Raw genomic sequence first — 23110 nt, 5'->3', positions numbered from 1 at the left:
CCGCTGCATAAGGTAGTCGCAAACCACAGGAGGTCTGCGACGTGAAAATCTGCATTCTGGGCGCCGGCGCGCTGGGTTGCGCCATCGGTGCAGCCTTGAGCGAGGCGGGGCATGAAACCTGGTTGTTGAACCGTGGCCGCGCACATGTCGAGGCCATGCAGCGGCACGGGCTGCAGGTGCAGGACGAGCGCGGCGTGCGCCAGATGCAGGTGAATGCGGCCTGCGCCGCCGAAGATGTCGGTGTGGCCGACCTGGTGGTGGTGCTGGTCAAGTCGTTCCACACCCGCGAGGCGATCGCAGGGGCAGCCGCGCTGATCGGGCCGCAGACGCTGGTGCTGTCGCTGCAGAACGGTCTCGGCCACGAAGACCTGCTGGCCGAGGCCGTAGGCCCGCAGCGGGTATTGGCAGGCAAGACCTACGTCGGCGGCGTGCTGCTGGGGCCGGGCTCGATCCGTGCCGGAGTGGCCGGCAAGCAGACGTTCATCGGTGAGCTTGATGGCAGGCGCACCCCACGGGTGCAGGCCATCGCCGAAGTATTCAACGGCGCCGGGCTCGCCACCACGGTCAGCGACAACATTCTCGGCACCATGTGGGACAAGCTGCTGGTCAACGTCGCCACTGGCGCGCTCAGCGGCATTACCCGGCTCAGCTATGGCCAGTTGTACAGCGAGCCGCTGCTGGAAAGCACCGCCAAGGCCGCGGTGGCCGAAGCCATCGCCGTCGCCGAACGCGCCGGTATCCGCCTGAGCCTTGCCGACCCGGACGCCGCGTGGCGGCTGGCCGCCGAAGGCCTGCCGGCGAGCTTCCGCACTTCGATGCTGCAGAGCCTGGAAAAGGGCTCGGTCAGCGAAATCGATTTCATCAACGGCTCCGTCGTGCGCTGGGGCCAGCGCCACGGCGTGGCTACGCCGGTCAACGCGACCCTGGTGGCTTGTATCAAGGGTATCGAGCGCGCCATGGCCGATCAGCACAAGGGGAGTCATTCATGAGCCAGCCGAAAGCCTACCTCGAACACGTTGCGTTCTGGGTGCGCGACATCCACTGGCACATCCGCTTTTTCAGCGAGGTGTGCGGCATGACCATGCGCGAGGTCCAGGGCGACGTCGAGCAGCCTGCGCAGTATTGGACCCTCGGTGGCCTGCAGTTCATCCACCAGCCGGATTTTGCCGGCCCGGAAGGGCGCCTGGCGCACCTGGGCATCATGTGCGAGGACCTCGAGGCTGTGTTGGCGGCCGCCCAACGTTTCGGTGTCAGTGAAATGCCCCAGGGCCGCAACTGGCTGCGCCTGCCCGACGGCCTGGCCGTCGAATTCATCCAGGCAAGGCCGGCGCAGTGCGTCGCCCAGGCCCTGGCCATCGACCCGCGTGCGGAGGTGCAGGCATGAGCGTGGTGGAAAAATACTGGGACGATGCCCGCGAAGGCGATGAATGCATCAGCCCCAGCTACACCGTGACCCGCGAACGCATCCTGGCCTACGCCGACCTCACCGGTGACCACACCCCGGTGCATGTCGACGAGGCGTATGCCAACGCAAGCCACTTCGGCTGCCTGGTTGCCCATGGCCTGTTCGGCTTGTCGATCGCCGACGGCCTGAAGACCCAGTGCGCGTACCGCTTCGTACCGGGCATGTCGCTGGGCTGGAGCTGGGACTTTGTACTGCCGATCAAGGTCGACGATGTGCTGCACGTGCGCATGCGCGTGGGGGCGATGCGCCCGAGCAACAGCCGCCCGGGCTGGGGCATCGTGGTCTTGCCATCGGAGCTGATCAACCAGCACGGCGAGGTCGTGCAGCGTGGCGAGCACCGGCTGATGGTGCCGCGGAGGGCGCAGGCATGAGCCAGGCACTGCCATTGGCGGGTATCCGCGTCATCGACTACAGCCACTTCCTCGCCGGGCCCTACGTGGGCCGCTGCCTGGCCGCGCTGGGGGCCGAGGTGATCAAGGTCGAACGGCCCGGCAGCGGCGATGCTGGCCGCCAGCACGCGTTCATCCTGGATGATCAGCAGAGCGGTTACTTCCTGCAGCTGAACATGGGCAAGCAGGGCGTCAGCGTGAACATGAAGGACCCACGCGGCAAGGCGTTCATGCAGCGCCTGACCGACTCGGCCGACGTGTTCATCGAAAACTACCGCCCCGGCGCCCTGGACAAACTGGGCCTGGGCTATGCCGAGCTGGCAGCGCGCAACCCGCGCCTGGTGTACTGCTCGATCTCCGCCTACGGCCACACCGGGCCGGATGCCCACCGCGCCGGCTTCGGCCTGATCGCCGAGGCCAAGAGCGGGATCATGCAGATGGTCGGCGTGCCGGGCGAAGCGCCGCCGTTGCTGCGCATTTCCCTGGGCGACATGTACACCGGCATCCATGCCGTGGCGGCGATCAATGCGGCGCTGCTGGGCCGGGCCAACAGTGGCCGCGGCCAGCATATCGACATGGCCCTGTACGACACGCTGGTGTCGATGCATGAATACGCGGTGCAGTGCTACACGTTGTCCGACGGCAGCGTGCTGCCCGAACAGACTGGCCATGACATGCCGACCTCCACCTTGTACGGTGTATTCCGCGCCGCCGATGGCGACCTGGTGATCGCCGCCCAGGTCGACGATGCCTGGAAGCGTTTTGCCGCGATGCTCGAAGCCAACGGTGGCCCGCCCGGGTTCGGTAGCGATAGCCGTTACCACAGCCTGAACGGTCGCAACAGCCACCGCCAGGCGATCCTTGCCGTAGTTCGTGACTGGGTCGGCGCACGTCGGGTCGCGGATATCCTGCAGCTGCTCGATGCGGTCGACATCCCCAGCGCCAAGGTGCAGCGCATCGACGAAGTGGTGGCCGACCCGCAGATCCAGGCGCGTGGCATGCTGCTCGAGCAGCAACACCCGCGCTACGGTACCTTGCGCTTGCCGAACCTGCCATTCCGCTTTTCCGACTGCGATACCACGATCCGCCAGGTGGCCCCGGACCTGGGCCAGCACAATGCCGAAGTGGCCGCCGGGCTTGGTTTCAGCCCTGAAGAAATCACCGCCATGCAGGCAGACGGTGTGCTGTTCACCCACGGAGATGCACCATGAACGACTGCTATGCAGTGATCGGCCGGCCGATCAACCACACCAAGTCCCCCTTGATCCACGGCCTGTTCGCCCAGGCTACCAGCCAATCCCTGGTATACGACGCCATCGAGGGCGAACTCGCAGGTTTCGAGGCTCAGGTGCTGCAGTTTTGCAGTAAGGGCGGCCTGGGCATGAACATCACCGCGCCGTTCAAGCTGCGCGCGTTCGAGCTGGCCGACCAGCGCAGCGAACGCGCACAGCTGGCGCGGGCGGCCAATGCGTTGAAGTTCGAGGATGGCCGGATCTTCGCCGAAAACTTCGATGGCATTGGCTTGCTGCGCGATATCGAAGAAAACCTGGGGGAGCCGTTGGCCAATCGCCGGGTGCTGCTGCTCGGCGCCGGTGGCGCGGTGCGCGGGGCGTTGCTGCCGTTCCTGCAGGCCGGGCCGCGCGAGCTGGTGCTGGCCAACCGCGACATGGCCAAGGCACTGACCTTGCGCAACGAACTGGACCACCCGCGCCTGCGCATAAGCCGCTATGAGGAGCTGCAGGGGCAAGCGTTCGACATCGTGGTCAACGCCACTTCCGCGAGCCTCACTGGTGAACTGCCACCGCTACCGGACGATGTGCTCGGCCAGACACGGCTGGCGTACGAACTGGCATACGGCAAAGGCCTGACGCCGTTCCTGCGCATGGCCCAGGCGCAAGGTGTGGCGCGCCTGGCTGACGGTGTCGGCATGCTGGTGGAGCAGGCGGCGGAGGCTTTTGCCTGGTGGCGCGGGGTACGCCCGGAAACCCGGACGGTGATCGATCGCCTGAGCATCCCTCTGGCATAGGTCCTGAACGGGCATGCCCGCGAAGGGCTGCCAGGCAGCCCCCGGTAGACAACGCCAGCCCATTCAGCCATAGGGTGGCGCTGGCAGTTCGGCCAACAGCCGTTTCAAGCCGTCGCTCCACTGCCTGCGGATCTGCTGGTAATAGGCATCGTCGCTGGTAATCCGTTGCCGTTCCGGCGCTTCCAGGCTGTCCTTGTGATACACCAGCAGGTCCAGCGGCATGCCCACCGAAAGGTTGCTGCGAATAGTCGAGTCGAACGAGATCAGGCCGCAGCGCAAGGCTTCATCGAGCGGTGTGTGGTAGCCCAGGTTGCGGTCCAGAATCGGCCGGCCGTACTTGCTTTCGCCCAGTTGCAGGAACGGCGTGTCCGCCGTGGCCTGGAAGAAATTGCCCTGCGCGTAGACGTTGTAGATGGCCATCTGATCGCCGGCAATCTGGCCACCGACGATGAACGAACTGCTCAGGTCGATCCCGGCCGACAACTTGCTGCGATCGCGGCTGACCACTTCGCGCAGGGTGTCGGCTACCAGCACCGTTGCATCGTACAGCGTGGCCACGTTCAGCAAGTGGGGGCCGGGCCCGCGGGTGCGCTGCCGCAGCAGGTTCACCACCGACTGCGAGGTTGCCAGGTTGCCGGCGGTCTGCAGGACGATCAGGCGTTCGCCCGGCACACCGAACACGAACAGCTTGGCAAAGCTGGCGATCTGGTCGATGCCTGCATTGGTACGTGAATCGCTGATGAAGACGAGCCCGTCCGCCAGGTGCATGGCGACACAGTAGGTCATGCTGTTTCCCTTGTGGTTTCCATGATGGGGCAGCGCCTGTCACTGGCGATGCACATGAACGCTGGCCTGCAGCGATTCGGCGCCGCCGCCACGGCGCACGCCCCTGACCGGGCAGGCGTCGAGGTAGTCCAGGCCCACGGCCAGTTTCAGGTGACGCTCCGGCCGGGTCAGGCGGTTGGTGATGTCGAAGCTGTACCAGGCGCCGTCGACCCAGGCTTCGGCCCAGGCATGGCTGGCCAGGTGCTGCTCGTCCTCGGTGCACAGGTAACCGGAGACGTAGCGTGCCGGTATCCCCAGGCTGCGTGCGCAGGCGAGGAAGGCGTGGGTGTGGTCCTGGCAGACCCCGGCAGCGCCGCTGAACGCTTCGATGGCGGTGGTGCCCACCGACGTCGTACCCGGGCTGTAGGGCATGTGCTCGGCCAGCCCTTGCATCAGCCCGGTCAGCGCCGCGCGGTCGCGGTGCTCGCCGCAGTGGCGGCTGGCGAAGGCCTTGAGCGCGTCATCGGCCTGGGTCAGGTGGCTGCCGCGCAAGAACGGCAATGGCGACTGCTCGCCGGCCTCCTGCTCGCGTTCCGGGTCGATTTCCACCTGGCCGCTGGCAGTCAGGGCCAGGTGGCCGTGGGGCTTGTCGAGGGTCAACACGTGCAGGATGTTGCCATACGGGTCGATCTGGCCTTTGACTTCGCAGGGCAGGTCCAGTTGCCATGCGTCGATGCGCTGGCGCTCGCTGCTGCGCGGCGTCAGGCGCAGGAACTGAATGCTGTTGCACACGTCGCTGGCATAGCTGTAGGTGGTGTCGTGGCGAATGGACAGTTTCATACGACCTCCAGATAGGAGTGGTGGACCGCCTGGCCCAATTGGTTGATGCGCCCGATGAAGTCGCTCAGCCACGGGTGCAAGCCGGCTTCGAGAATTTCGTCGATGGCGGTGTAGCGCAGGCGCGCATTCAGCTCGGCGGCCATGCGCTGGGCGGCGCGGCGGTTGCTGCCGGGCAGGCTGGCCAGGATCTGGTCCAGTTCCTCGATGCAGGCGTGCAGCGAGCGGGGCACGTCCACCCGCAGCAACAGCAGTTCGGACACCGGCCGGGCGCTGGGCGCGGCCCGGTACAACTCGTTGAAGGCTTCATAGGAAGTCAGTGCGCGCAGCAAGGCGCTCCACTGGTAATAGCCGCGGGCCGAGTCGTCGCTGACCTCTTCGGAGGCCTCGCCAAACATTTCGTAGCGGGCATCGAGCAGGCGCAGGGTGTTGTCTGCCCGCTCCAGGAAGGTGCCCAGGCGGATGAAGCTGTAGGCATCGTTGCGCATGATGGTGCCTGAGGTTGCCCCGCGGAACAGGTGCGAGCGTTCCTTGACCCAGTCGCAGAACTGGCTGATGCCATAACGGCCAAGGCCATTGCCGGCAATGTTGCGCATCTCGATCCAGGTTGCGTTGATGTTCTCCCACATGTCGGCGGTGATCCGGCCACGTACCGCGTGGGCGTTGGTCCTGGCCGCCTGCAGGCAGCAATAGATGCTGCTGGGGTTGGTCGCGTCGAGGGCGAAGAAGTGCAGCATGCGCTCGCTGTCGAGCTCGCCGTGGCGGCGGCGGTAGTCGTCCAGCGTCCCCGATGCCAGCAGCGACATGGCCAGTTCGGCATGGCCGTCACTGCGCCCGGCCTGGGGCATCAGTGACAGCGAGTAACTGACCTCGAGCATGCGCGCCAGGTTTTCCGCGCGCTCCAGGTAGCGTGACATCCAGTACAGGTCGGAAGCGGTTCTCGAAAGCATGGTTCAGTCCTCCACCACCCAGGTGTCCTTGGTCCCGCCGCCCTGCGACGAGTTGACCACCAGCGAGCCTTCCTGCAACGCCACGCGGGTCAGGCCGCCAGGCACCAGGCGGGTTTCACTGCCGGACAGCACGAACGGGCGCAGGTCGATATGGCGCGGCGCGATGCCGCTGTCGACGAAGGTCGGGCAGGTGGACAGGCACAGCGTGGGCTGGGCGATATAAGCGTGCGGGCGGGCCTTGATGCGGGCACGGAAGTCTTCGATCTGGGCGCTGGTCGATGCCGGCCCGACCAGCATGCCGTAGCCACCGGAGCCCTGGGTTTCCTTGACCACCAGTTCGGACAGGTGGGCCAGGACATGCGACAGGTCGGCCGGTCTGCGGCATTGCCAGGTGGGGACGTTGTTCAGTATCGGCTCTTCGCTCAGGTAGAAGCGGATCATGTCGTCGACATAGGGGTAGATCGACTTGTCGTCGGCGACCCCGGTGCCCACGGCGTTGGCCAGCACCACGTTGCCGGCGCGGTACACCGAGATCAGCCCCGGCACGCCCAGCATCGAGTCAGGGTTGAACGACAGTGGGTCGAGGTAATCGTCGTCCAGGCGCCGGTAGATCACGTCGACCTGCTGTGGGCCGGCGGTGGTACGCATGTAGACATGTTCGTCGCGGATGAACAGGTCGGCGCCCTCGACCAGCTCGATGCCCATTTCCCGGGCCAGGAAGGCATGTTCGAAATAGGCGCTGTTGAAGCGCCCGGGGGTAAGCAGCACGGCAGTCGGGTTGTCCAGCGGGCTGGCGCTCTTGAGCGTGTCCAGCAGCAGGTTGGGGTAGTGGTCGATCGGGGCGATACGCTGGGCGGCGAACAGCTCGGGGAACAGCCGCATCATCATCTTGCGGTCTTCGAGCATGTAGCTGACCCCGCTGGGGGTGCGCAGGTTGTCTTCCAGCACGAAGTAGCTGCCATCGCCATCGCGGACCAGGTCGACGCCAGCGATATGGGCATACAGGCCACGGTGCAGCCCCAGGCCCTGCATGGCGATCTGGTAGCCCTCGTTGGCCAGCACTTGCTCGGGCGGGATGATGCCGGCCTTGAGGATGCGCTGGTCGTGGTAGATATCCTCCAGGAACAGGTTCAGGGCCTGCACGCGCTGGATACAGCCGCGCTCGACCATGCGCCATTCGCTGGCGCGAATGCTGCGCGGGATGATGTCGAAGGGGATCAGGCGCTCGGTGTCCTGTTCGTCACCGTACAAGGTGAAGGTGATACCAGCGCGGTGGAACAGCAGGTCGGCTTCGCGTCTGCGCTGCTCCAGCAACTCCTGCGGGGTGTTGGCCAACCAGCGGGCGAACTCCTGGTAATGCGGGCGGCAACTGCCGTTCGTTTCGTACATTTCATTGAAAAATGCCCGGGACATACCCACTCCTTGCCGCCGTTGCCGGCAGCTTCATTGCGGTCATCTACAAATTTTTCGGTGCAGCCTTGCGGGGGTAGGTGGGTCCTGTGTCTGTGGTGAGCCTCTGGTTAGTTCTAGCAAGTGCGGCTTGCCTGCAACAAGCCTTTGCAATCAAGGTGCCGAAAGCCCGGCACAGCGCCTGAGAGCTGTTGAATAAGCGGCAACCCTTTGAATCAGAGGGGTTTTCTGTGCTGGTTACAGTTGCGCAGCGCACGCCCGAGACCGGGCTGTGTGCAGGGCTGCCAGCGCGCATGCATCAAAAAGGCGCGTTCTGCACCTGGCGGCAGCTTTTGACCCGAGTTGGTGCTTTGTCGGCGCCGATGATGACCATTGGGCAGAAAAATGGCCTGGGTGCCTGCCGCTTTCTGAAATAGGATGGCGTACAGCCATTGGATGGCGGCGCCGCCGCAGGAGTATTGATGAAAGCACAAGCAGAGCGGTCGGCCCCCTCCGATTGGGTCATCCGCAGCGCCATGCCAGGCGGCGTGGAGCGCATCGAAGCGTGGTTCGGCGGCCATGGCTACGACCCGCATCGTCACGATACCTACTCGATCGGCCGTACCCTGGCCGGTGTGCAGAGCTTTCACTACAAAGGGGCGCTGCGCCACGGTGTGCCTGGCAACACGCTGGTGTTGCACCCTGACGAAGTGCATGACGGCATGGCGGGCACCGAAATGGGCTTTCGCTACCGCATGGCCTACATCGACCCGGCGTTGATCCAGAACGTGCTGGGCGGCGAGCCGTTGCCTTTCATCGCTGGCGGATTGTCCTGTGACCCGCGCCTGTACAGCGCCAGCGAGGCCTTCGTGCAGGCGTTGGATCATCCTCTGGAAACACTGGAAGCGCAGGACGCCCTGTACGACCTGGCAATGGCGCTGCGTGCGGTCGGCGGCAAGCCACGCGGTCGCAAACGCCTGGACTACCGCGCGGCCGAGCGCGCCAGGGCGTTCATCATGGAGCACCTGCACCTGGGCATCACGCTGGAGATGCTCGAACAGGCCAGCGGGCGTGAGCGGTGGAGCTTGTCACGAGATTTCCGTGCCCTTTACGGCACCAGCCCTTACCGTTTTGTCACGCTACGCCGGCTAGACTGTTTTCGCAGGCTGATCCTCGACGGCTTTACCCTGGTCGACGCCGCTCTCGCTGCCGGTTTTCACGATCAGAGCCACATGACCCGGCACTTCACCCGCACCTACGGCGTACCACCGCTGCGTTGGCTGGAGCGCTTGCGGCCTGCCCGCTGAGTTGCAGGATCGTACAAGAGCAGCGTGCTTTGCGTTCGCTAGCCTGAGCGTTCCAACCAGAGAGGATCTGTCATGTCCGAAGCCCATCAACAACGCCTGTCACAACCTGTCAACCTGGCCCACAAGGCCGGGTTGATCGAACAACAATGGAGCCCACGGGGGGCGCGGAAATGAACGACTACCAGTTCAAGGTGGTGCGCATCGAAGGTGAGTTCATCTGGCACTCGCACCCGGAAACCGATGAGGCGTTCCTGGTGCTCGAAGGCGTCTTGCGCATCGACCTCCCGGAGGGCAGCGTTCAGGTGAATGCGGGCGAACTGTATGTCGTGCCACGCGGTGTCAAGCACAGGACAGCGGCACTGGCTGAAGCGAAACTGATGATGATCGAACCCCGCGGTGTGTTGAATACCGGTCATGAAGGAGGGGAGCGAACGGCGGTGAATGACGTCTGGATCTGAAGCGACGCGGCCAAGGGCGAAGTTTCTCAGGGGCGAGAGCGGTAGGGTGAGTGACTGCTTTCGACCCAGAACTGCCCATCTGATTGGAAAGACCGATCTTGTTGGGGCGACAGGCCCTTGGTACGTTTGCGACCCTCTACTGATGGAAACCTGCATGGAAACCGATTCGTCATTGCAGATCGAACGCGCAGCTTATGAGGAGTTCGTCCGGCTTTGGAGACAAGGGCACTTCGAGCATCAGCGACTGGGCCAAGCGTTTTACAACCACTTCAACCTGCACAAACTCGCCGGTCAGGCTGCATTGCGTGACCTTTACGAAGCAGGCGGTGAGAAAGCGTCAGAGTGATCTGAGACTGAAGGATTTCCGCATGTTCGCCATGCGCGATGCGCTGGAAACCCAGGATCGGATGGTCGCGCCGCTCTATACGCGCAGCCTGCTGTACTTTGTTTCGGGACTGCTGGAAGGGCAGGTGGGTAAAGACGGCAAGTGGAGCGGTGTCCTCGGCATGCCCCTGGTGGGCATGGAGCGCTTCTACGAAGGTTCGACCTATGCCCAGGATGCCGTTGTCACCAAAGTGAAGGCTTTCCTTGGGGCCGTGCCTGGGCGGATGGTATGGTCCTCGGTCAGTGGTGCTGGCAATGGCTTGAACAGCAGTGCTGCAAAGCACGGAGACTTCGACAACGACCCTTCAACCCTGGAATCGGTCCAGTCCATCATCAGGCAGTGAGCACTGGCCATGGCTGAGTTCGATTACGCGATCCTGGTCGGCATTTCCCGCTACCGGGATGCCGGCAAGTTTCCAACGCTGGAAGGCCCGTTGAACGATGTGGCGCGCATCCGGGAGTGGCTGGTATCTCCGCTGGGTGGGGCGGTCCCGGAGGGACAGGTCTTCTCACTCAACACTTCGGAGCCGGCTGTTTCGGGAGAATGGAGCCCCAACCGCGAATCCTTTGCGAGACGCTTCAATGCGATTGCCCTTGACCCTGTCACCGGAGATTTCGTGCGCCGGGAAGGGCGTCTCTACCTCTACTTCTCCGGCCATGGCTTTTCCAGGCTGACCGACCAGACCACCCGGGCGGCGCTATACAGCGCCGACAACATGGGTATGTTCCAGAGTAACCTTGCCGGTACCCTCTATGCCGAGGCCGCCAAGCGTGCTCGGCTGTTCCGCGAAGTGATACTGATCATGGACTGCTGCCGGGATACCGAAAGTAATTTGGAGTACAGCCCACCGGACCTGAACCTCTTCGAACATGCCAATACGGAGGGAGTGCTGGTGTTCTCTATGTACGCCGCCCCGAAACGGGGCAAGGCTCAGGAGCGTGAGTTGCCCGGCAGCAATGGCAAGGTTGTCGGCCTGATGACCAATGCGTTGCTGCGTGCCCTGCAGGAGGCGCCTTGCGACATCGTTGGGCGGGTACCGGGCAAGGTCCTGATGCAGTACATGGGCATGAACTGGCAGGCCTGGTACCCCGTGCAGACGCCCCCCGCGCCCCGCATCATCCCTCCGGACAGCGAAGATGTGTTCTTCCAGTCCGGTCAGGCGCTCGAGATCCAGCGCTTTCTGCTGCCCGCCACCTCGCTGGAAAAAATCCCGCTGCGACTGACATCGAGTTCGCTTAATGCCGCCGGGATTCTGGATGGCGATGCCATTGTCTGGCAGGACGCCAGCCTGAACTGGAGGGTAAAGCTTGAGGTGAGCACCCTGGCCGATGGGAGTCGCGAGTTCAGCCTGGCGCTGCCGGTGCGGGATCATGAGCTGTTGTCGGCTGCCTCTCGCTGCACTTTCGTTCCGGGAGCACAAGATGCCGTCGTCATCTGATCACGCCCGCCTGGCCTACAGTGAGACGAGCAGCGAGCTGTTCGAGCTGTTTGACCAGAGCCTGTTCGTCTCGGCCAAAGTGCCGACCGCGTTCGCGACGGAGGATGGGGCTGCCGAACTCTATCTGGTGGACAGTACCTATGCCCTGATCGCTCAGGGTGTCGGCAGGCTCGATGTCGATCTGGCCCCGGGCGATTACCAAGTGCGCCAGCGGGTGGGGGATACGGAAAGCGTCCATGAGTTCCAGGTCGTGGCGGAGCAACCTGCCAGCTTCAGCCTCCCACGGCTGGACTTCGCCACACCGATCCCGCTGCCGGAGTCGACCCTGGCCAAAGGCGCCGGGCTGGAACACCGTGTGCTGGATGCCCAGAAGGGTAACTTCCGCCTGTTGCTCTGGACACCGGTATCCGGGCCAGTACCTGCCGGTGCTCTGGAACAGGCCTTGGAAACCTTAAGTCTGGAGTCCTTCGATGGGCAACGGCGCGTTGGCCTGACGGCCGAGATCGAAGACCACAGCGTGTGGATTGCCCTCGACCTTCAGCCTGGCAGCTATGTGCTGGTGCAGCGGGTGGCGCCAGGCCGCCAGCGTTGCCTGCCGCTACGTATCGCCGCGGGGCTGGTGACTTCGGTCTACCTAGTGCTGTTGCGGGATGACAGCGGCCGGGAGATCCCCCTGGAGCTCCAGCACGGGGCGATCGCGTTGCTGCCTTCATCGATGAGGGGGGACGAGGTGGTTGGCCCGTTGCGCCGTCTCGAAGCTGCTCGCAAGGCGCTGGCCTTGGGGCGGCAGGTATCCGGATGGTCTGCTTGGGACAAGGCAGGTAGTGCGGAGAATCCGTTGCTGGCCCTGATCGACGGCCATCTGGCCAGTGCTTCGGAGCCCTACGAAGGTGTACTGGGAGACGCCGAACGGATGGCGCTCGATATCGCTCCCGGGCTGCAGCTGCCCGACGTACTGGCAGGGCCTCCGTTGTTGCGTCGGAGTTGGAGCCGGTTGCTGCAGATGCCATCCGGAAATGCTGCGCTGCTTGCGCTGTTTGCATTCGATTATGAGGTGGAAGGCTCCAATGCCTGGTTTATATGGAGCGAAGCGCCCGGGGCGCGGGCACTGGCCAAACCTGCCGAGGCCAGGAAAGCGGCTCCGGGCATCTGGAGCACCCTGGCGGGGCTGGCGTTTGTCTTCTCCAGGCTTCGCAAGTCCGGCAAGCGGCCAGCGCCGGCTGGCGGTGTGCCTGACGCCCCGACTTATGAGGAACTTGTTCAGTTGTTCACCGGGCTGGTTGAAAGCCCGATGGCCCGCAAGCTGCTGAGAAAGACCTATCGGGCACTGGAGAATCAGGTCGAAGGTGAGAAGGACCCCGCGGTGCAACGCATGTTCAGCGCACTGGAAACCATGACCGATAAGACGCTGCTGAAAGCGATGGGGGCCGAAGACCTGGTCCGCTCAGCGCTGGGCAGCCTGGAACTGCCCAAGGAGCGCCGCACCGAGCATGCCCGGTCACTGTTCTGGCTATTGCAGCAGCGACTGAGCGAGGAAGACCGCAAGTTTACTGCCGGGCTCATTGGAGCGGCGGGGCACTGGCTATGGGGGAAACCCTTGGAACAACGATCTCAAGACCAGTTGGATCGCTCGGATTGATGGTCTGCTTTGGTTCAATCCAGAAGGAGACCCGCTTTGGCTAGGCGTCTGCCAGTCGCGAATGGTCGGAGGCGGCCAGAAGCGGTCATCGAGTGACTACGAAATTAGGGGCGATTCACGTAGCTTGCTGTCGATGGCCAGATCGAAAAGAGCCAAATCCCGGGTTTCTTCCGCGATTTGGAGCCTTACCCGTATGGCCCAGATATCTTTGAGCCGGAGCGGGGCTTTCTGCCCGTCCAGTTTTCCTTTGTTCCATGGTTGATGGTTGTATGTCGCAATAGTGTTCATGGTTTGTCCTCCATGTGGGAAGGACAAGGATGGCCAACCAGAGCCAGGGACGCTTACCGACACAAAGGAGACTTTGATTGACCCAGGGCGCCTCTCTAGGCACTATTCTTCGGTATATGAACTGCTAAATTTTGAACATGAATAGGGGGTGAGGGATGGAGGATGAGGCATTTAGTATCCGGACGCCGCACCAGGCGTTCTACATTCAGTCGATGCTCTTCAATACGGCCTCTGCCTTCCAGTCGTGCAACATTGCAGAAAAGATCATCCAGACGATCTCAGATGGGGAGATTGATCCGCAAGAGAAGAAGGACATACTACTGAACTGCTTGCAGAACGTCGTCAACCAGTCTGGAGCTATATCGCGATACTTCTTCCCGTCGCGTGATGGTGTGAAAGGAACGGACAAGAAGACCATTCACAGGGATCGCGGACAGTATCTATCAAAGGTCTTTGGTGTAAAGGACGACAGCCCCCTGATGAATAGGGCGTTAAGAAATTCGATTGAACATTTTGACGAGCGGCTTGATCTTTATCTTCAAGACGGGATAGTCGGATACATCTTTCCTAGCCTCATTCTTCCTCAGCCTGAAGACTCGGATGTGCCTCATCACATTTTCAGGGCTTACTACTTGAAGGAAGGCATTTTTCAAGTGCTAGGTGAGCGATACGAGATCCAGCCAATTGTTGATGAGATGGCCAGGATTCATGATCTCTTAGTCAAGTTTGACGGCAATGGCGGCGTCTTCCGCTCGTAAAAAGGGAGTAAACCTCCTTTTTATTGTGCTGACACATAGATTTTGTCTAAGACGAAGTTCGCCACCTTGGCGATCTCTGGAGCCTCTGACGAATGTCCATTTTTGGCCGATCGCTGACCCTCGTGAAGGGCAGCTATGGGTAGAAAGCAGCCGTTCGCCACCCAGTTTCGGGCATCTCTTTAGCGGTCACTTTGATATATCTTATACAAGCTAAACCAGTCCTTATACCGATCCGAAACGCAGTCTTCATTGAGTTTTCTGACAATGACCCCGTTATATTTCAAATCGGGGTCACTGCCTCGCCTTGACTAGAGTATGGAAATTGGATAGTCGACGATAAATCGGAATTCGTTGACGTCTCCCTCGGCCTGATCCGCATTCCCCCTGTGAATCGCTTGTCGAATACGGAAGGACAGATCCTTAGCCGGGCCCGATTGAAGGACATATTTCGCCTCCAGGTTGGTCTCGTGGTGTCTGCCATCCTCTCCGTAGCCGTAGCCTCGGTAATGGCTTTCCGAATCCATTTTGCTTCCGTCGATGCCACGGCCATTGACGTATCGCGCCATGAAGCTCAGGCCCGGAACGCCGTAGATACCCATATCTAGGTCATAGCGGAGCTGCCAGGATCTCTCCTCAGGTCCGTTGAAATCGGAGTACTGAATCGAGTTGGCAAGGAAAATCGAGTCGCCAGTATCTCCAGGTCCGTTGAGGCCGAAGGCAACGTAGTCAAAAGGTGTATCACCATGCACTTTTTGATACGCAAGTGTCACTGTGTGGGCAGAGAGGAAGCTGTAGGCGGTTGCGAACGACCATGTTGTGTTGCTGATATCTCCGGCTTCGGCTCGACCTTCGTCGTTGGTACGGTAAATATTAAAGTCGAAAGTCAGCGACTGGTCTTTCGCAAGGGGAAGAGTGAGATTCGCGTTACCGTAGTATTGACGCCAGACGTCTTCGAGATCGGAGCCATAGAGCGAGATCGACAGTTCCTCATTGACTGCGTATTTACCTCCTACGAAATCGATGCTGTCCGCCTGGAGGTTGGCATAGGTCGCCCAGATTCCATGGTCACCATTAGTCGTAACTGGGCCATTCCCTCCTGTGAAGTGGCCGCCTTCCAAATCAAGCCCTTCGAATTCGCTGCTGAGCAGGTTAAACCCGGTAGCAGTCTGCGGTAGCAGCCGGGTGCCACCTGCAGCAAAGACGGGCGCTGTCGGCTGCAAGTCTCCCCAGCGGAGCTCGGTCTTCGAAACACGAACCTTCAGAGCACCGCCGGCGCGACTGTATTCGTCTTCGGGAGAGCCGTCATTTTTCACTGGAAGGTTTCCGGTACCCGAGTGACCCGCACCACCATCTAGCTTGATACCCAAATGGCCGAAAGCTTCCACCCCGAAACCGATAGCGCCTTGAGTGTATCCAGAGCTGTAGTTGAAGATAAAACCTTGAGTCCAATCACGTCGATCACCCGCTCCAGATTTTCCATCGCGATCAAAATAGTAGTTGCGCAGCTTCAGCGACAGCTCGGAGTCGTCCAGGAATCCCTTTGCTTCGGTCTGGCTCGATACTGCAGCCGCAAGTACGATTTGAGGGGCGCAGGTTAAGCATGCACCCAGAATTGATAGCCGAAATGGCGACATATACCACCCCTTGTTTGAATTGTATTGGCAGGTATCATTTTGAATTATGTATTTGTTTTACTTATACCCTTATCGAGAGGGCGCCAACAATTAACAAGCTTCTGTTGCGGCACGTCACAGCGTTTCGACTAATAGTAAGTATCAAGCGCCTTAATGAATCAAGTCGGGGATTTTCCGCTAGAATCGATCTCGATGAAGATTTCCTCCCCCTTAGAGTAGGTGTTGCGCTGTTCTCTAAGGGATCTCCACTTCATCATCCTTTGGTTTGCCGCCTGTCTCAGGCGGCTTTTTTTTGCCCGTAAATTCGCTACCACTATTTACAGACCGTAGAAAAAGCCGGTCGTTGCCGATGCTATGCGTCTTTCAATAGGCCTTGCATTTGAGAAAAGGCGGGTTCGAGTGTTTGGGCGATCTCTGTTGCTCTCGGTGTCGGTTCTAATGCCCCTCTTCCTTTGTAGATAAAAAGAGGATCATCAAACCTCTTCCGCAGCTTGCTCAACACATTGCTGACTGCAGGTTGGGTGACCTTGAGGGCACGAGCGGCTCGTGAAACTCCTCCCTCACGGTAAACAACAAGAAAGGTGATGAGCGAATTCACGTCGAATCGCTCGAAAGCGCGCTCATCGAAACTCATGGTTTGCCTCCGCATAATCCGCTTTGAAGAAGCTTCCGAATCGAATCCCCACAGAGGGAAATTCGAGGATCTCAATTATTTTGTGAATGTCTACCGCAGCGAAATGCTGAACCATCTGATTTTGGGACTCCCAATGACCTGTGAGCACCCACTGCCTAGAATCCTTGGCGCTGCGCGTTATGCCATAGAAAATACAGCCAGGCAGTCCCGCTAGTTCTTCCGCGTATTTAGTTAAACGCCCCTCGATGGTGACACTTGACCCGTAAGGAACGCTGATCTCTAAAGTGCTGATCGCGTCGACACTCATGACAATCACTCCTCATCAGAGGCCAGCGGCCACTAGGCCGCTGGCTTTGCGGTTAGGCTAAATCGGCTGTCTGTTCCGGCGGCGAGGTGGTCTCATTGGTACGGCTCAAGAAGCCAAATACCGCTATCCCGGAGATCATCGTGATAACCGTCAATACATGCAGAAGGAGTTCAAACGCCTTGTTGTAACCAGCCACAAGCGTTTCTTTGGCGACTTCCGGTAGTTCAGCGGCAGCATGCACAAGGTCGCCAGCTGCCACTTGCTGTGCAGCGTGGGCGACGCCTGTCATAGTTTGAGGAACGCTATCCAGAAGGAATCCCTGGGCCAGCGATGCCAGCAAGGCGCTGACGATAGCGAGGGCTACGCCTTCGCCTGCAACCCGGGCGGTATTGAAGATTCCGGTGGCCATGCCTGCGCGTTCTTTAGGCACAACACCAATGGCCAAACCGTCCATCAACCCCCATGGAAGACCAGCACCCACACCAATCAGCAGCATGGGAAGGATAACCGTGTTGCCTACAACCATATCAGTTTGGCTGAACCACTGCAGTCCTGCAGCGGCGATGAAGAAGCCTATACCGCACAGCAAACCAGGGGCGACCCAGCGGGTAAGCTGAGCGGCAAGTAGAGGGACCACTAGCATGGGGGCTGACAGTGCAAGCATCATCCAGCCTGCCTGGATCTCGCTCATGCCTTCGATACCGATGAAGCGTAGTGGCAAGATAACGACCAGCACGATGTAGCAATAGCAGGTACCGATTGGCAGCAGTTGAACGCCAACGAATCGAGGAATGCGGAACAGGCTAAGATCCAGCATTGGGCGCTCGACGCGGTTTTCCACCACGACAAATGCCACGAGGAGTAGTGCAGATGCTGCCAGCAGGCCGATCACAACCGGGCTTCCCCAACCGCTTTCTGGGCCTTGGATGACGCCAAATGTGAAGGTCGCCAAGGTGCCTGTGAAAGTAATCGTGCCTGGCCAATCCAAACCAGTAGCACCGGGATCTCGGGTTTCACGCATGCGTGGCAAGCCGAAGAACATTGAGAGCGCGCCCAGGCCTGCCGTGGCGAAGAAGATCGCCCTCCAGCCAAAGCTCTCGATCAAAAGCCCTGATACTAACGGCCCAAAAGCCAGTCCTATCCCGAAGGTGGTACCCAGCATGCTGAACGCTCGCGTTTGCGCATGCCCCTCAAACTCCTGAGCTAATGCAGCAGAACCGCTGGCCAACGCTGCCGCACCCGCTACGCCCTGGATAGCACGAAGCACGTCCAACCACGGGACAGAAGGTGCAAATCCCTGAGCAAACGATGTGATGGTGAATAGCCCTGTCCCTAGAGCAAAAAGACGCTTGCGCCCGTACTGATCGGCGAGAGCACCAGCAGCCATCAGGAGACTTCCGAACGTCAGCATGAATGCATTGGTGATCCACGTAAGCTGCACAGCAGTGCCACCAAGCTCGTGGCCGATAGCTGGACGGGCAACTGCTCCTCCGGTAAAGCTCATTGGCAGCACTAATGCCGCCAGGCAGATCGAGAGCAGGATCATCAATTTGCTCTGATCCGTTGATGATGTGTTGGGTAAGGCACTCATGTGCATACTCCTAGAGTTGAAGCCCCTCGCGTCAATACGCCTGAGGGAGTCGAAAAGTGATGCCAGACGTTCACCATCGGGCGTGGTTTCAGCGATTACTGGCGAGTTTCTCTGTATGGCTAGAGGTGCCGCTCCATCCACCACCCAATGCGCGGATAAGGTTCACCGTCGCAAGGGCCTGCACTGCTTGCAGATCGATTGCGGCGCGCTGTGCTTGCAGAACAGACCGCTCCGCATCAATGACATCGAGGTAGGCCACAGCTCCTTCCATATACTGGGTTCGTGAAATTTCTGCGGCGCGAGAGGATGAGGTGACCGCTTCCCCTTGGGTTCGTGTCTGACGAGCCAGGATGGCGAGATCCGATAGGTTGTCTTCCACTTCCTTGAATGCCACTAAAACCTGCTGACGGTAGTTCGCCACGTCTTCTTCGTATTTCGCACGGGCGCTCGCCAGATTTCCGCTGCGCCGCCCTCCATCGAAGATCGGGAGATTCAGCGCGGTACCGGCCAGGGGACCTAACAAGAATGTCCTGTTGCTCCAATTGAACAAATTCCCTAGGGTCGACGCCTCAAAGCCAGCTGAACCAGTCAAAGTTAAGGATGGGAAGAATGCCGCCTTGGCCACACCGACCCTTGCGTTAGCTGCCGCCATCGCCCGTTCAGCTGCAGCGATATCTGGACGCCGCTCCAGCAAAGCGGATGGCAAGCCAGCCGGGATCTGGACCTCTACCGCTTGCAAGGGCTTGGCGGACAGCGAGAATTCGGCCGGCGCTTTACCCAGCAACACTGCCAGGCTATGTTCGGCCACCGCGCGCTGACGGCTCACTGTCATTGAATCTGAACGAGCGGTTGCCAATTCCGAGCGAGCCCGCGACACATCAAGCTCACTGATCTCGCTATCGGCGAAGCGGGTTTCGACCAGCTCAAGCGCTTTTTCCCGAAGCGTCACGGCCTCGGCAAGTACCTTTGCCTGAGCATCCAACTGACGGATCTGGAAATAGTTCTGCGCGACATCCGCCTGCAACGCCAACTGCACGGAGTGAAACAAGGCCTCAGTCTGTTGCAAATCAGCTTCTGCGGCATGAACCGATGAAGACACCCGGCCGAACAGGTCCACCTCATAGGAAATACCCACTTGTGAACGCACCATGGTGTTTTGATAGGCCGGCGATCCATCCGGTTGCGCCGCTTCGGATACGCGCTGGCGTGTGGCACCAATTCCGCCATCCACACTTGGGAACAAGCCTCCACGTGCCGCCTGGTTCAGTCCACGGGCTTCCTTCACTCGCGCTGCAGCGGCCTGCAGATTCTGATTGGCCTCCAGTGCCTGGTCTTCAAGACTATCCAGGTCCGGATCAGCAAATACTTTCCACCACTGTCCTCGTGCATTGAAGTCAGCAGGTTCAGCTGTCTTCCAAGTGCCTCGTTCGGTGACAGCAGTGTCCTCCTTGAAGCTGGGCGGAACAGAGGCCACCGGGCGCTCATAAGTCGGTTCCACAGAGCAGCCAATCAAACTCGTTAACACACCGGCCAACACTGTGAGATGCAGCGAGCGGTTCTGGATGAATGCGTTCATGATGATCTCCTCAGTCCTGCACAGCCATGTCCAGAGCGCGCTGACGCTCGGAGCTCGGCTTGTGTTGTCCTGCCGCTTCATACTTGGGTTCTGTTGGCTCCATCTGCGCGTGAGTGCCATGCTTGTCGACAATGTGTTCAACACCGGACAATTTACGGAGCAGCACATAGAAGACGGGGGTGAGCAACAGCCCGAACAAGGTGACGCCGAGCATTCCGAAGAACACTGCGATGCCCATTGCCTGACGCATTTCTGAGCCAGCGCCGGTGGAAATCACCAGTGGTACGACGCCCATGATGAATGCGATCGAAGTCATCAAAATCGGACGCAAACGTAGACGGCTCGCTTCGACCGCAGCCTGAACAATGGTCCGCCCGCTCATCTCCAGTTCACGAGCAAATTCAACGATCAGGATTGCGTTTTTAGCCGACAGCCCCACCAGTACCATCAAACCAATCTGGGTGAAGATGTTGTTATCACCATTGGTCAGCCATACACCTGCGAGGGCAGAAAGCAGGGTCATGGGCACGATCAGTAAAATTGCCAACGGCAAGGTCAGGCTTTCATACATCGCTGCTAGGACCAGGAATACCAACAGCACACTGATAGGGAAGACCCACAACGCCGAGTTACCTGCCAACACCTGCTGGTAGGTGAGGTCGGTCCACTCGAACTTGATGCCGCGAGGGAATACCTCGGCAGCAATGCGTTCGACTGCGGCTTGAGCCTGGCCGGAGGAGTAGCCCGCGGCAGGACCTCCGTTGATATCGGCGGCCAAGAAGCCGTTGTAGCGCACGACCATCTCCGGGCCGTAGGTTGGAGTGACCTTTACCAATGAAGACAGCGGCACCATCTCGCCAGCAGCATTTCGAGTTTTCAGCTCCCCAATAGATTCGGCATTAACGCGGAAAGGAGCATCAGCCTGCGCATGCACCTGGAACACTCGGCCAAACGCATTGAAGTCGTTGACGTAGAGCGAGCCCAGGTAGATCTGCAAGGTGTCGAAGACGTCGCGAACAGACACGCCTTGTTGTTTCGCTTTCACCCGATCCAGCTCCACGTTCAGTTGGGGAACGTTGATCTGGAAGCTGGAGAACATCGGCCCAAGCTCTGGCGCTTGAGCTGCACGCTTCATGAACTCTTGGGTAACGCGGTTCAGCGCTTCGTACCCAAGTGCTCCGCGGTCCTGGATCTGCAACTTGAAACCGCCGACTGTACCCAGGCCCGAGACAGGCGGCGGCGGGAACACAGCAATGGTCGCGTCCTTGATCTTCGCGTATTCGGCGTTCAATGCTGCAGCAATCTCAGCAGCAGTCTCACCAGCTCCACGCTCTTTGGATGGTTTCAGAACGGGGAATACCAGTGAGCTACTCGAAGAGTTAGTCAGGCCGTTAACGTTAAGACCAGGAAACGATGGAACGCCAATCACTCCAGGTACCTTGAGGGCAATGTCACTGACCTGCTTGGTGATCTGGGCAGTCTTCTCCAGTGAAGAGCCACTCGGCAACTGAACAATGGCAACCAAGTAATCTTTATCCTGGCCGGGTACGAAACCGCCAGGCACGATCTTGCCTAGGTACATTGCCATCGCAAGCAGTACTCCGTAGACAATCAGCATTGCGCCCTTGTGGTTGATCACTTGACGTACGCCACCGCCATACGACTCGGAGCCACGATGGAACACGCGGTTGAACGCAGCGAAGAAGCGTCCAAATAGCCTGTCCATCATAAGGGTCAGGCGGTCCTTCGGCTCGTCGTGGCCTTTGAGCAACAACGCTGCCAATGCAGGAGAGAGAGTGAGCGAGTTGAAGGCCGAGATAACGGTGGAGATTGCGATGGTCATCGCGAACTGTTGGTAGAACTGTCCAGTGAGACCTGACATGAACGCGAGCGGAACGAATACCGCAACCAGCGTTAGCGCGATGGCAATGATCGGCCCACTGACCTCTTGCATAGCCTTGTAAGTGGCGTCCCGGGGCGTCATACCCTCGCTGATATTTCGCTCGACATTCTCGACAACCACGATGGCGTCGTCGACTACGATGCCGATAGCCAGCACCAGGCCGAACAATGACAGGGCATTGATCGTGAAGCCGAACAGCAACAGCAATGAGAAAGTGCCGATAATGGACACCGGGACTGCGAGCAAGGGAATGATCGAGGCGCGCCAGGTCTGGAGGAAGATGATTACGACCAGCACCACTAGTACGATCGCTTCGAGCAGAGTGTGAATGACTGCGTCGATACTTTCTCGCACGAACTGGGTGGGGTCGTAGCGCACGACGTAATCAAGCCCTTCAGGCATATCCTCTTTCAGCGAAGCCATGGTTTTGCGAACATCTTCGGAGATCTGCAGCGAGTTGGCTCCTGGCTGCTGGAAGATGATCATCTGTACCGAGGGTTTGCTATCGAGCAGAGAACGCAACGCGTAGTCGGCGACACCCAGCTCAACCCGAGCGACATCGCCCAAGCGAATGACAGCACCACCAGAAGTGGTCTTGAGGATGATCTCTCGAAACTCGTCTGCGGTTTTCAAGCGGCCTTGAGCATTGATGTTGAGCTGCAGAGGAACGTTCTCGGGCATTGGTTGCGCACCCACGATGCCCGCTGCGACCTGTACGTTTTGTTCGCGGATTGCAGCGACGACTTCGGAAGCAGTCATGTTCTGCCGCGCCACCTTATGCGGGTCCAGCCATACCCGCATGGAGTAGTCACCGGACCCCCAGATCAGCACTTGGCCAATACCTTGGATGCGGGCCAGCTGGTCCTTGATATTGATAACCGCGTAGTTACGCAGATAGTCCTTGTCGTAGCGTCCGCTTTCGCTGACCAGATTGACGCCCATGGTGAGAGTTGGGGAAGACTTGATCGTTGTAACCCCCAGGCGTTGCACGTCTTCAGGCAGACGCGGCAGAGCCTGCGCTACGCGGTTCTGAACCAACTGCTGCGCCTTGTCAGGGTCTGTGCCTAGCTTGAACGTGACTGTAGTGGTCATGTTGCCGTCGCTGTTTGCCTGCGACTGCATGTAGAGCATGTTCTCCACACCGTTGATTTGCTCCTCGATAGGAGAGGCAACGGTTTCGGCAATTACCTTCGGGTTTGCACCAGGAAACTGAGCGTGCACAAGGACCGAGGGAGGTACCACTTCGGGGTATTCGGCAGTGGGCAGTTTCGTCAGAGCAATGCTCCCTGCCAGCAGCACCACCACCGAAAGCACGGCCGCGAAGATCGGCCGGTCGATAAAGAATTTTGAGATGTTCATGATGACCGCGCC

21 protein-coding genes and 2 pseudogenes are annotated in these 23110 nt (G+C 59.9%); 12 read left to right on the top strand and 11 right to left on the bottom strand.

Annotated elements, in window-relative coordinates:
* Positions 1-41: 41 nt before the first annotated feature.
* The 5 genes from HU763_RS14200 to aroE are packed head-to-tail and all read left to right on the top strand — an operon-like array spanning position 42 to position 3880.
* The gene (locus HU763_RS14200) at positions 42-989 is read left to right on the top strand and encodes a ketopantoate reductase family protein (RefSeq protein WP_186689988.1); all 948 of its coding nucleotides are present in this window, start codon (positions 42-44) and stop codon (positions 987-989) included.
* Positions 986-1384 (top strand): VOC family protein, encoded by a 399-nt coding sequence (locus HU763_RS14195; protein WP_186689990.1) that lies wholly within the window; start codon positions 986-988, stop codon positions 1382-1384. Before HU763_RS14200 ends, HU763_RS14195 begins: the two co-directional genes overlap by 4 nt.
* Positions 1381-1836, top strand: a complete 456-nt coding sequence (locus HU763_RS14190; RefSeq protein ID WP_186689992.1) for a MaoC family dehydratase — start codon at positions 1381-1383, stop codon at positions 1834-1836. The genes HU763_RS14195 and HU763_RS14190 overlap by 4 nt, the downstream gene beginning before the upstream one ends.
* The gene (locus HU763_RS14185; protein WP_186689994.1) at positions 1833-3065 is read left to right on the top strand and encodes a CaiB/BaiF CoA transferase family protein; all 1233 of its coding nucleotides are present in this window, start codon (positions 1833-1835) and stop codon (positions 3063-3065) included. Before HU763_RS14190 ends, HU763_RS14185 begins: the two co-directional genes overlap by 4 nt.
* Positions 3062-3880 carry a shikimate dehydrogenase gene (gene aroE / locus HU763_RS14180; RefSeq protein ID WP_186689996.1) on the top strand — a complete coding sequence of 273 codons (819 nt, stop codon included), beginning with the start codon at positions 3062-3064 and terminating at the stop codon, positions 3878-3880. Before HU763_RS14185 ends, aroE begins: the two co-directional genes overlap by 4 nt.
* 63 nt (positions 3881-3943) lie before the next feature.
* Here aroE and HU763_RS14175 read toward each other — a convergent pair whose 3' ends face one another.
* Genes HU763_RS14175 through HU763_RS14160 form a run of 4 tightly spaced genes read right to left on the bottom strand, consistent with a single transcriptional unit; the run spans position 3944 to position 7845 of the window.
* Positions 3944-4666, bottom strand: coding sequence for a proteasome-type protease (locus HU763_RS14175; protein ID WP_186689998.1), 723 nt, complete (start codon positions 4664-4666; stop codon positions 3944-3946).
* 39 nt (positions 4667-4705) lie between these two features.
* The gene (locus HU763_RS14170; RefSeq protein ID WP_186690000.1) at positions 4706-5485 is read right to left on the bottom strand and encodes a transglutaminase family protein; all 780 of its coding nucleotides are present in this window, start codon (positions 5483-5485) and stop codon (positions 4706-4708) included.
* The gene (locus HU763_RS14165; RefSeq protein WP_170029496.1) at positions 5482-6432 is read right to left on the bottom strand and encodes an alpha-E domain-containing protein; all 951 of its coding nucleotides are present in this window, start codon (positions 6430-6432) and stop codon (positions 5482-5484) included. Before HU763_RS14165 ends, HU763_RS14170 begins: the two co-directional genes overlap by 4 nt.
* Positions 6433-6435: 3 nt before the next feature.
* Entirely contained in the window at positions 6436-7845 is a 1410-nt protein-coding gene (locus tag HU763_RS14160; protein WP_186690002.1) for a circularly permuted type 2 ATP-grasp protein, read from the bottom strand.
* Between the two features lie 458 nt (positions 7846-8303).
* Between HU763_RS14160 and HU763_RS14155 the strand changes: the two genes are divergently transcribed.
* From HU763_RS14155 to HU763_RS14130, 6 genes and pseudogenes are all read left to right on the top strand, one after another.
* A complete protein-coding gene (locus HU763_RS14155) occupies positions 8304-9128 on the top strand; it encodes an AraC family transcriptional regulator (RefSeq protein ID WP_186690005.1) in 825 nt (274 codons plus the stop codon).
* A 72-nt stretch (positions 9129-9200) separates the two neighbouring features.
* A pseudogene (locus tag HU763_RS14150) lies at positions 9201-9586 on the top strand (cupin domain-containing protein).
* Positions 9587-9740: 154 nt separating this feature from the next.
* Complete coding sequence (locus tag HU763_RS14145; protein WP_186690621.1) at positions 9741-9932, top strand: hypothetical protein; 192 nt, start codon at positions 9741-9743, stop codon at positions 9930-9932.
* A 22-nt stretch (positions 9933-9954) separates the two neighbouring features.
* A complete protein-coding gene (locus tag HU763_RS14140) occupies positions 9955-10314 on the top strand; it encodes a hypothetical protein (RefSeq protein WP_186690620.1) in 360 nt (119 codons plus the stop codon).
* Between the two features lie 9 nt (positions 10315-10323).
* Positions 10324-11409, top strand: coding sequence for a caspase family protein (locus tag HU763_RS14135; RefSeq protein WP_186690618.1), 1086 nt, complete (start codon positions 10324-10326; stop codon positions 11407-11409).
* The gene (locus tag HU763_RS14130) at positions 11393-13048 is read left to right on the top strand and encodes a hypothetical protein (RefSeq protein ID WP_186690616.1); all 1656 of its coding nucleotides are present in this window, start codon (positions 11393-11395) and stop codon (positions 13046-13048) included. The genes HU763_RS14135 and HU763_RS14130 overlap by 17 nt, the downstream gene beginning before the upstream one ends.
* A gap of 105 nt (positions 13049-13153) precedes the next feature.
* Here the strand turns inward: HU763_RS14130 and HU763_RS14125 are convergent.
* Positions 13154-13336, bottom strand: a pseudogene (locus tag HU763_RS14125) (integrase); the annotation flags it as partial.
* Positions 13337-13491: 155 nt separating this feature from the next.
* Between HU763_RS14125 and HU763_RS14120 the strand changes: the two are divergent.
* A complete protein-coding gene (locus HU763_RS14120; RefSeq protein ID WP_186690614.1) occupies positions 13492-14094 on the top strand; it encodes a hypothetical protein in 603 nt (200 codons plus the stop codon).
* Between the two features lie 308 nt (positions 14095-14402).
* On the opposite strand, the gene HU763_RS14115 is transcribed toward HU763_RS14120, so the two are convergent.
* The 6 genes from HU763_RS14115 to HU763_RS14090 all read right to left on the bottom strand — a co-directional run bounded on the left by HU763_RS14115 (position 14403) and on the right by HU763_RS14090 (position 23098).
* Entirely contained in the window at positions 14403-15728 is a 1326-nt protein-coding gene (locus tag HU763_RS14115) for an OprD family porin (RefSeq protein ID WP_186690613.1), read from the bottom strand.
* A 352-nt stretch (positions 15729-16080) separates the two neighbouring features.
* Complete coding sequence (locus HU763_RS14110; RefSeq protein WP_186690612.1) at positions 16081-16362, bottom strand: helix-turn-helix domain-containing protein; 282 nt, start codon at positions 16360-16362, stop codon at positions 16081-16083.
* The gene (locus tag HU763_RS14105) at positions 16349-16669 is read right to left on the bottom strand and encodes an antibiotic biosynthesis monooxygenase (protein ID WP_186690611.1); all 321 of its coding nucleotides are present in this window, start codon (positions 16667-16669) and stop codon (positions 16349-16351) included. Before HU763_RS14105 ends, HU763_RS14110 begins: the two co-directional genes overlap by 14 nt.
* A gap of 52 nt (positions 16670-16721) precedes the next feature.
* The gene (locus HU763_RS14100; protein WP_225931883.1) at positions 16722-18260 is read right to left on the bottom strand and encodes an MFS transporter; all 1539 of its coding nucleotides are present in this window, start codon (positions 18258-18260) and stop codon (positions 16722-16724) included.
* 88 nt (positions 18261-18348) lie between these two features.
* Positions 18349-19836 (bottom strand): efflux transporter outer membrane subunit, encoded by a 1488-nt coding sequence (locus HU763_RS14095; protein ID WP_186690610.1) that lies wholly within the window; start codon positions 19834-19836, stop codon positions 18349-18351.
* A gap of 10 nt (positions 19837-19846) precedes the next feature.
* A complete protein-coding gene (locus tag HU763_RS14090) occupies positions 19847-23098 on the bottom strand; it encodes an efflux RND transporter permease subunit (protein WP_186690609.1) in 3252 nt (1083 codons plus the stop codon).
* Positions 23099-23110 lie beyond the last annotated feature (12 nt).

The organism is Pseudomonas anuradhapurensis (genome assembly GCF_014269225.2).
GTDB lineage: Bacteria > Pseudomonadota > Gammaproteobacteria > Pseudomonadales > Pseudomonadaceae > Aquipseudomonas > Aquipseudomonas anuradhapurensis.
Note: the sequence above shows the minus strand (reverse complement) of the source record. Positions and strands in the feature narration are given on the sequence as shown.

Excerpts from the sequence above, each read along its gene's own strand:
- HU763_RS14185 (WP_186689994.1), top strand. The coding sequence starts at position 1,833 with ATGAGCCAGGCACTGCCATTGGCGGGTATCCGCGTCATCGACTACAGC.
- HU763_RS14190 (WP_186689992.1), top strand. The coding sequence starts at position 1,381 with ATGAGCGTGGTGGAAAAATACTGGGACGATGCCCGCGAAGGCGATGAA.
- HU763_RS14130 (WP_186690616.1), top strand. The coding sequence starts at position 11,393 with ATGCCGTCGTCATCTGATCACGCCCGCCTGGCCTACAGTGAGACGAGC.
- HU763_RS14160 (WP_186690002.1), bottom strand. The coding sequence starts at position 7,845 with ATGTCCCGGGCATTTTTCAATGAAATGTACGAAACGAACGGCAGTTGC.
- HU763_RS14120 (WP_186690614.1), top strand. The coding sequence starts at position 13,492 with ATGGAGGATGAGGCATTTAGTATCCGGACGCCGCACCAGGCGTTCTAC.
- HU763_RS14135 (WP_186690618.1), top strand. The coding sequence starts at position 10,324 with ATGGCTGAGTTCGATTACGCGATCCTGGTCGGCATTTCCCGCTACCGG.
- HU763_RS14145 (WP_186690621.1), top strand. The coding sequence starts at position 9,741 with ATGGAAACCGATTCGTCATTGCAGATCGAACGCGCAGCTTATGAGGAG.
- HU763_RS14095 (WP_186690610.1), bottom strand. The coding sequence starts at position 19,836 with ATGAACGCATTCATCCAGAACCGCTCGCTGCATCTCACAGTGTTGGCC.
- HU763_RS14170 (WP_186690000.1), bottom strand. The coding sequence starts at position 5,485 with ATGAAACTGTCCATTCGCCACGACACCACCTACAGCTATGCCAGCGAC.
- HU763_RS14155 (WP_186690005.1), top strand. The coding sequence starts at position 8,304 with ATGAAAGCACAAGCAGAGCGGTCGGCCCCCTCCGATTGGGTCATCCGC.
- HU763_RS14115 (WP_186690613.1), bottom strand. The coding sequence starts at position 15,728 with ATGTCGCCATTTCGGCTATCAATTCTGGGTGCATGCTTAACCTGCGCC.
- HU763_RS14195 (WP_186689990.1), top strand. The coding sequence starts at position 986 with ATGAGCCAGCCGAAAGCCTACCTCGAACACGTTGCGTTCTGGGTGCGC.
- HU763_RS14110 (WP_186690612.1), bottom strand. The coding sequence starts at position 16,362 with ATGAGTTTCGATGAGCGCGCTTTCGAGCGATTCGACGTGAATTCGCTC.
- HU763_RS14175 (WP_186689998.1), bottom strand. The coding sequence starts at position 4,666 with ATGACCTACTGTGTCGCCATGCACCTGGCGGACGGGCTCGTCTTCATC.
- HU763_RS14105 (WP_186690611.1), bottom strand. The coding sequence starts at position 16,669 with ATGAGTGTCGACGCGATCAGCACTTTAGAGATCAGCGTTCCTTACGGG.
- HU763_RS14100 (WP_225931883.1), bottom strand. The coding sequence starts at position 18,260 with ATGAGTGCCTTACCCAACACATCATCAACGGATCAGAGCAAATTGATG.
- HU763_RS14140 (WP_186690620.1), top strand. The coding sequence starts at position 9,955 with ATGTTCGCCATGCGCGATGCGCTGGAAACCCAGGATCGGATGGTCGCG.
- aroE (WP_186689996.1), top strand. The coding sequence starts at position 3,062 with ATGAACGACTGCTATGCAGTGATCGGCCGGCCGATCAACCACACCAAG.
- HU763_RS14090 (WP_186690609.1), bottom strand. The coding sequence starts at position 23,098 with ATGAACATCTCAAAATTCTTTATCGACCGGCCGATCTTCGCGGCCGTG.
- HU763_RS14165 (WP_170029496.1), bottom strand. The coding sequence starts at position 6,432 with ATGCTTTCGAGAACCGCTTCCGACCTGTACTGGATGTCACGCTACCTG.